This is a genomic window from Paraplanobispora siamensis, from assembly GCF_016863175.1.
Taxonomy (GTDB): domain Bacteria; phylum Actinomycetota; class Actinomycetes; order Streptosporangiales; family Streptosporangiaceae; genus Planobispora; species Planobispora siamensis.
Genome location: NZ_BOOJ01000088.1, coordinates 23,478 through 29,521, shown reverse-complemented (window position 1 = coordinate 29,521; position 6,044 = coordinate 23,478). Strand labels below are relative to the sequence as shown.

The following is a 6,044-nucleotide window of genomic DNA, read 5'->3' as shown; positions in this document are numbered from 1 at the left end:
GGCGGGCGCCCGCCGTACAGCACCCGTCAGGGGGAGAGGGCCTGCCCGCCCCGCACGTAGGAGAAGGCGGGATGGGGGTGCATCAGGAAGTCGTGGTGGGAGATGTTCCAGGCGTAGGCCCCGGCCATCGCGAACTCCACCACGTCCCCCCGCCGCAGCGCGATCGGCACCTCGCGGGCCAGCAGGTCCTTGGGCGTGCACAGCTGCCCGGCGATCGTGACCGGCTCCCCGGGCGCGCCCGGCACGACCGGCTGGTCGTGGCCCTTGGTCGCCGGGGTCCGCAGGTGGTGGGTGCCGCCCGCGACGATCGCGAACAGCCTGCCGTGGACGCGCTTGACGTCGATCACCCGGGTCGCGTAGCGGCCGCAGTACACCGTCAGCGAGCGGCCCGGTTCGATCCGCAGCCGCTCCTCCGGCCGGCGCAGCTTGGCCAGCCCCTCGCCGTAGGCGACCCAGTCGAACAGCTCGCCGGGATCGGCGTAGGAGACGGCCATGCCACCGCCGAGGTTGATCTCGGTGACCCCGAGATCCCGCGCGTACTCCAGTACGGCCTGCGCCAGCTCCAGCAGCTGCTGGGCGTGCAGGCCGCTGGCCAGGTGGGCGTGCACCCCGCGCAGCCGTACCCGCTCCTGCCCGCGCAGCATCGCCGCGCACTCGGCCACCCCGCCGGGGTCCATGCCGAACGGGGTCGCCCCTCCGCCCATCGCCAGTGAGGCCCCCTCGATCGGGACCTCGAGGTTGACGCGGAGCAGGACGTCGGCGCGGGCGCCGCAGGCGAGCAGCCGCTCCAGCTCGCCGGGGCTCTCCACGTGCAGCCGGTGGACCGGCGCGGTCAGCTCGGCGTCGGTCTTGCCCGGGCCGCCCAGGGCGAGCGGCATGTCCGGGAACAGTCCCCGCACGTGCGCCAGCTCCCCGCCCGAGGCCACCTCCCAGCCGTCCACGTGCCGGGCCAGCACCCGCAGCAGCTCCGGATCGGGGTTGGCCTTGACCGCGTAGTAGAGCTCGACCTCGCCCAGCGCCTCGCGCACGGCCGCCACGTGGGCCTCCAGCGCGCCCAGGTCGTAGACGAAGGCGGGCAGCATCCCGGCCGCCGCCAGCTCATGGGCCCGCTCGGTCAGGACGTCCATGTGTCTCCTGGTTGTGGGGGTCGCCGCAGGAGCTTTTGATCATATTCGGCGCCGCTCCGCTGCGGGCCCCGTCCGGGGAAAGGCTCAAGGGGACATGGCGGTCCAGGAGTGGTAGTCGTGCACGGCGACGCCGGCGTAGGAGGAGTGCCCGGCGGCGGCCTCGTCGACCTGGGCCAGGGCTGCGTCCAGCGCCTGGCGGCTCTTGCCGTGGAAGGTGCAGTGCGGGCAGTCGGAGAGCGCGAGGGTCTCGGCGCCGAGCCGTACCGGGCGGCCCGCACTGTCCCCGCGGCGCAGTATGTCGGCGGAGATCTCCATGATCGACCCCGGGCCGGTGGCGGTGTCGCGGTAGGACATGACGGTCACCGCGTCGGTGCGGGACAGGACCTCGTCGGCCAACGTGACGGAGCCGGCCGGGACGGTGTGGTACCAGAACGGCACGTCGGCCTCCAGCGGCAGGGAGGCGACCCGGCGCAGCTTGCCGAGCAGGTCCACGAAGGACGCCGTGATCCTGTCGCGGTCGGTGCTCCAGTCCTTGAGCTGGTACGGCTCCACGTCGAGGTGCAGGGCGCGGAACAGGCCGGTGCCCACCGCCGTGCGCTGCCAGGCCAGGGCCGCGGCGTGGTCCAGTGCCCACTCGGGCTCGCCGCCGAGGGCGGCCAGCCGGATCCCGGCGGCGTCGCAGCCCCTCTTGAGGCGGGTCAGGCGCTCGCGTTCCGCCGCGGTCAGCTCCGACGGCACGTAGGCGAAGATCTCGCTCACCCGCTGCGAGGTGGCCCACTCCACCACCGCGGCCGGTTCCGCCGGGCGCCACAGCCACATCGCCCGCTCGCCCTCCGGGGCGCCGCCGCAACCGGCGGCCGAGCCGATCAGCGCCACGGCACCGGTGAGGGCGGCCATGACCCTGGCCACCCCGCGCAACCGGAACCGCCCGCCCCGCCGGGCCGAAGACGCGGTGCCCCGCCGCGGTGCCGACACCGCGGACACGATCCGCTTCACCGCAGTCGTCCCTCCCCCGCTCAACCGCCCCGGATTCCGGTACGTACCCGCAGGTCGTCGCGGCAGCCTGCGGGCGGGCCGTGAGAGGGGAGGAGTCGGGCCGCGGGGAGGCGTCCGGCGTCGCCGGGGCCGGGGCGGATCGGGGATCCCGGCGCGCCCCCGCCGGTCGGGGGGGCCACTTTCCCGGAGTCACTTCCCAGGGGCTACTTCCCGGGTCACTTCTCCACGGAGATGTGCACGTGGTCGAAGTGGTTCTGGGTGACGCTGCCGCGGTCCTCCATCAGGCGCCAGCCCTCGCTCGCGCGGGCCGGGCTCCAGATGTGCTGGGCGAAGATGATGTATTTGACGCCGAGCTTCTCGGCGTTCTCCTTGACGTAGTTGGCGACCTCCCAGCCCTCCTTCAGCTTGGCGGCGGAGGGCATCTTGCCACCTGTGGTGATCATGAAGTCCGCGGCCTTGCCCGTCGGGTGGTCGCTGCCCGGCATGCCGCCGTCGGCCCGCCAGGCGCCGATGGTGGGGAACGGCCCGAACTTCGCGTCGACCACGTCGATGACCTTCTGCATGGTCGAGGTGATACGGCTGCCGCCGCCCACGAGCGTGGAGGGGTCGTGGCTCTTGGTCACGGCCGTGGTCCCGGTGGCCGAGGTGGTCCCGGTAGTGGTCCCCGTAGTGGTCCCCGTAGTGGTCCCCGTAGTGGTCCCCGTAGTGGTGGTGCCGGTCGTCGCCGGCGTGGTCCCGGTGGTGCCCGCGGTGGTGCCCGTCGTGGAGGCGGTGGTGCCGGCGGCCGTCTTCTGCGCGGCGGTGAGCTGGGCCGCGAACTGCTGGCCCGAGGCGGCAGAGGTGCTCTTGAGCTGGGTGAACTGGCCCTGAAGCTCAGTGACCCGGGCCTGGATCGCGGCGATGCCGTCAGTCATCCGTCTCCTCCGTCTCCTCTGTCGAGGTCCGTGGTGATCAGTGGTGGTCCGTGGTGGCCGTCACCGGCGGGCGCCTGGCTCCCGGCCGGGCCGTCGTCCGCCCCGGTTCCGGCGCCGGGCGGATTCGGGCACGCACTCGGATAACCATCGGCAGGTCACGCCCTCCACCTGAGGACTTGACGGCCCGCGCCGGGACGGGCCGCCAAGAAAGTCGGCGAAATCCTCAGGACGCTCCGGGAGCTTCCGATGGGACCACCTGAGCAGGGAGTGCTCGCCCCGTTACGCCATGGATCGGCGGTCGTAGTAGAGCGAACGGAGTCTGTTCGTGCTCGAGGACGTCACGTCAAGCGCGGTACGCGTCGCGCTGAAGGGCCTGTCCCAGCGCCAGCGTGTCATCGCCGACAACATCGCCAACATCGAGACTCCCGGTTTCCTCGCCGGCCGCGTCCAGTTCGAAGACGCCCTGCGCACCGCCGTCGACGGCGGCGCGTCCCCCAGGGAAGTGGCGCCGAGCATCGCCCGCTCCCTTGAGCCCACCCGGGAGAACGGCAACAACGTCAACCTCGACCACGAGACCTTGTCGCACATGGACACCGTGCTGCGCTACCAGACGATGTTGAAGGCCCTGGACTCCAAGTACAACCTGCTCCGCTCCGTCATCAAGGGAGGCGCGTGACATGTCCGGCATCTTCAAAGCGATCGGAATCGCTGGCACCGGCGTGACCGTTTACCGCAAGTGGCTGGATGCGGTGTCGGACAACATCGCCAACATCAACAACGCCAGCCCGACCAGCGGCGAGGCCTTCCGCGCCCGCTACGTGGTCGCCCAGGCCGTCGAGTACGGATCGGGTGAGGGCGGCGTCCAGGTCGGCGGGATCGAGCTGGGCAAGGCCGAGGGCCGTCTGGTCTACGAGCCCACCAACCCCCTGGCCGACGACAAGGGCTACGTGCGCTATCCCGACATCGACCTCGGCGCCCAGATGGGGCAGCTGATGATGGCGCAGCGCGCCTACCAGGCCAACCTCTCGGTCGTCGACCGAGCCTACGACGCGTACCAGGCGGCAATCCAGCTCGGGAGGAACGGATGAGCATCGACCCGATCGGTCCCATCGCCGGACCGCTGCGCATCAACGCCCCCGTCGCGCCCACCGGCGTGGCCGCGGCGGGCGACGCGGCCGAGGTCTTCGGCGGACTGCTCTCCCAGAGCGTCGAGAGCCTGCAGGCCACCCAGACCAAGGCCGACGCGCTGGCCATCAAGGCCGCCACCGGCGACCTGCAGGACGCCCACGACTACATGGCGGCCAGCACCGAGGCCGGCCTCGCCACCCAGCTCACCGTAGCCATCCGTGACAAGGCGGTCGCCGCCTTCACCGAGATCATGAGGATGCAGGCCTGATGCAGGAACGCGCTCTCGCCGCTCTCCGCAAGGCCCGCTCCACGTTCGGGTCGTTCAGCACCGGTCAGAAGGCCGTCACCATCTCCGTCGTGCTCGCACTGGCGGTCGGCGGTTTCTTCTTCTCCCAGTGGGCCTCCCAGCCCTCCTACGCCACCCTGTACTCCAACCTGTCGGGCACCGACGGCAACGCGATCGTCGAGAAGCTCACCGCGGACGGCGTTCCCTACCAGCTCACCGACGGCGGCAGCACCATCCAGGTCCCCCGCGACCAGGTGTACGACCTGCGCCTGAAGATGAGCGGCGAGGGCCTGCCGGCCCAGCAGGACAGCGGCGGCTACTCCCTGCTGGACCAGCAGGGCGTCACCACCTCCGACTTCATGCAGCAGGTCGGCTACCAGCGCGCCCTGGAGGGCGAGCTCGCCAAGACGATCAAGTCGATCGAGGGCGTCACCTCCGCCAGCGTGCACCTGGCCATCCCGCAGAAGGACGTCTTCGCCGACGACGCCGCCAAGCCGACCGCCTCGGTGCTGGTGACCACGCAGGCCGGCAAGCCGCTGACCGGCAGCCAGGTCAAGGCCGTGGTCAACCTGGTCGGCTCCAGCGTCGAGGGCATGAGCCCCGAGGACGTCACCCTGGCCGACTCCACCGGCAAGGTGCTGGCGGCCGGCGGCGAGCAGGCGCTGACCGGCTCCGGTGACGAGCGCGAGCAGCAGACCCAGGCGTTCGAGCAGCGGATGGGCACCTCGATCCAGCAGATGCTCACCCAGGTCCTCGGCCCGGACAAGGCCGTCGTCAAGGTCACCGCCGACCTCGACTACGACCAGACCGAGACCAAGAGCCAGCGCTACGTCAGCGACCCGGCCCTCCCGCCGCTGTCGTCCACCACCAAGGAGGAGTCCTACAACGGTGGCGGCACGCCGACCGGCGGCGTCCTGGGCCCCGACAACATCCAGGTGCCGACCAACCAGACGGGCAACGACTACAGGTCCACCACCGAGACCCGCGACAACGCCGTCGGTCTCATCACCGAGACCCGCAAGACCGCTCCCGGCGCGATCCGCAAGCTCGACGTCGCCGTGATGGTCGACGGCCAGGCGTCCGCCGGTGTGGACATGGCCGAGATCCAGCGCATCGTGACCTCCGCCGCCGGCGTGAACACCCAGCGCGGTGACACCATCGCCGTCGCCGCGATGCCGTTCGACAACAGCGCCGCCGAGAAGGCCGCCGCCGAGCTCGCCGCCACCCAGAAGGCCGAGCAGGACGAGCGCATGATCGAGATGGCCAAGATCGGCGCGGCCTCCCTGGGCATCGCGCTGCTGTTCCTGATCGGCTGGCTGCGCGGCCGCAAGAAGCGCCGCTCGAAGCTGTCGAAGAAGGAGCAGGCGCAGCTGCAGGAGCTGCAGGCCGAGCTGGAGCGCGTCCGCGCCCAGGCCGCCCTGGAGATGGCCGAGCGCGAGGCCCTGCCCGCCGGGACCGGCGAGCCGGAGCCCGCCGAGCCCGACGGTGACCAGCGTGAGGCCCTGCGTGAGGAGATCTCCGGTCTCGTCTCGCGCCAGCCCGAGGAAGTCGCCCAGCTGCTGCGCGGCTGGCTCGCCGACAGGAGGAACTAGT

The 6,044-nt window shown here is 71.5% G+C and carries 7 protein-coding genes; 4 read left to right on the top strand and 3 right to left on the bottom strand.

Annotated features, from left to right (window positions below):
- Nucleotides 1-26: 26 nt before the first annotated feature.
- From Psi01_RS40890 to Psi01_RS40880, 3 genes are all read right to left on the bottom strand, one after another.
- The gene (locus Psi01_RS40890) at nucleotides 27-1,127 is read right to left on the bottom strand and encodes an alanine racemase (protein WP_204069582.1); all 1,101 of its coding nucleotides are present in this window, start codon (nucleotides 1,125-1,127) and stop codon (nucleotides 27-29) included.
- 84 nt (nucleotides 1,128-1,211) lie between these two features.
- Nucleotides 1,212-2,102, bottom strand: a complete 891-nt coding sequence (locus Psi01_RS40885; protein ID WP_204069581.1) for a hypothetical protein — start codon at nucleotides 2,100-2,102, stop codon at nucleotides 1,212-1,214.
- A gap of 236 nt (nucleotides 2,103-2,338) precedes the next feature.
- A complete protein-coding gene (locus tag Psi01_RS40880; protein WP_204069580.1) occupies nucleotides 2,339-3,037 on the bottom strand; it encodes a VldE C-terminal domain-containing protein in 699 nt (232 codons plus the stop codon).
- Nucleotides 3,038-3,362: 325 nt separating this feature from the next.
- Between Psi01_RS40880 and Psi01_RS40875 the strand changes: the two genes are divergently transcribed.
- From Psi01_RS40875 to fliF, 4 genes are read left to right on the top strand one after another with little or no spacing between them, the layout of a single operon-like run.
- Nucleotides 3,363-3,713 (top strand): flagellar basal body rod protein FlgB, encoded by a 351-nt coding sequence (locus tag Psi01_RS40875; protein WP_204069579.1) that lies wholly within the window; start codon nucleotides 3,363-3,365, stop codon nucleotides 3,711-3,713.
- Between the two features lies 1 nt (nucleotide 3,714).
- On the top strand, nucleotides 3,715-4,125 hold the full coding sequence (locus Psi01_RS40870) for a flagellar basal body rod protein FlgC (protein ID WP_203880169.1): 411 nt from the start codon (nucleotides 3,715-3,717) through the stop codon (nucleotides 4,123-4,125).
- Nucleotides 4,122-4,433 carry a flagellar hook-basal body complex protein FliE gene (gene fliE / locus Psi01_RS40865; RefSeq protein WP_204069578.1) on the top strand — a complete coding sequence of 104 codons (312 nt, stop codon included), beginning with the start codon at nucleotides 4,122-4,124 and terminating at the stop codon, nucleotides 4,431-4,433. Before Psi01_RS40870 ends, fliE begins: the two co-directional genes overlap by 4 nt.
- A complete protein-coding gene (gene fliF / locus Psi01_RS40860; RefSeq protein WP_204069577.1) occupies nucleotides 4,433-6,043 on the top strand; it encodes a flagellar basal-body MS-ring/collar protein FliF in 1,611 nt (536 codons plus the stop codon). The genes fliE and fliF overlap by 1 nt, the downstream gene beginning before the upstream one ends.
- The last annotated feature ends 1 nt before the right edge of the window (nucleotide 6,044 follow it).

What these genes read in the sequence shown, in the direction of transcription:
- Psi01_RS40890 (WP_204069582.1), bottom strand. Translation starts at nt 1,127, where the DNA reads ATGGACGTCCTGACCGAGCGGGCCCATGAGCTGGCGGCGGCCGGGATG.
- Psi01_RS40880 (WP_204069580.1), bottom strand. Translation starts at nt 3,037, where the DNA reads ATGACTGACGGCATCGCCGCGATCCAGGCCCGGGTCACTGAGCTTCAG.
- Psi01_RS40870 (WP_203880169.1), top strand. Translation starts at nt 3,715, where the DNA reads ATGTCCGGCATCTTCAAAGCGATCGGAATCGCTGGCACCGGCGTGACC.
- fliE (WP_204069578.1), top strand. Translation starts at nt 4,122, where the DNA reads ATGAGCATCGACCCGATCGGTCCCATCGCCGGACCGCTGCGCATCAAC.
- fliF (WP_204069577.1), top strand. Translation starts at nt 4,433, where the DNA reads ATGCAGGAACGCGCTCTCGCCGCTCTCCGCAAGGCCCGCTCCACGTTC.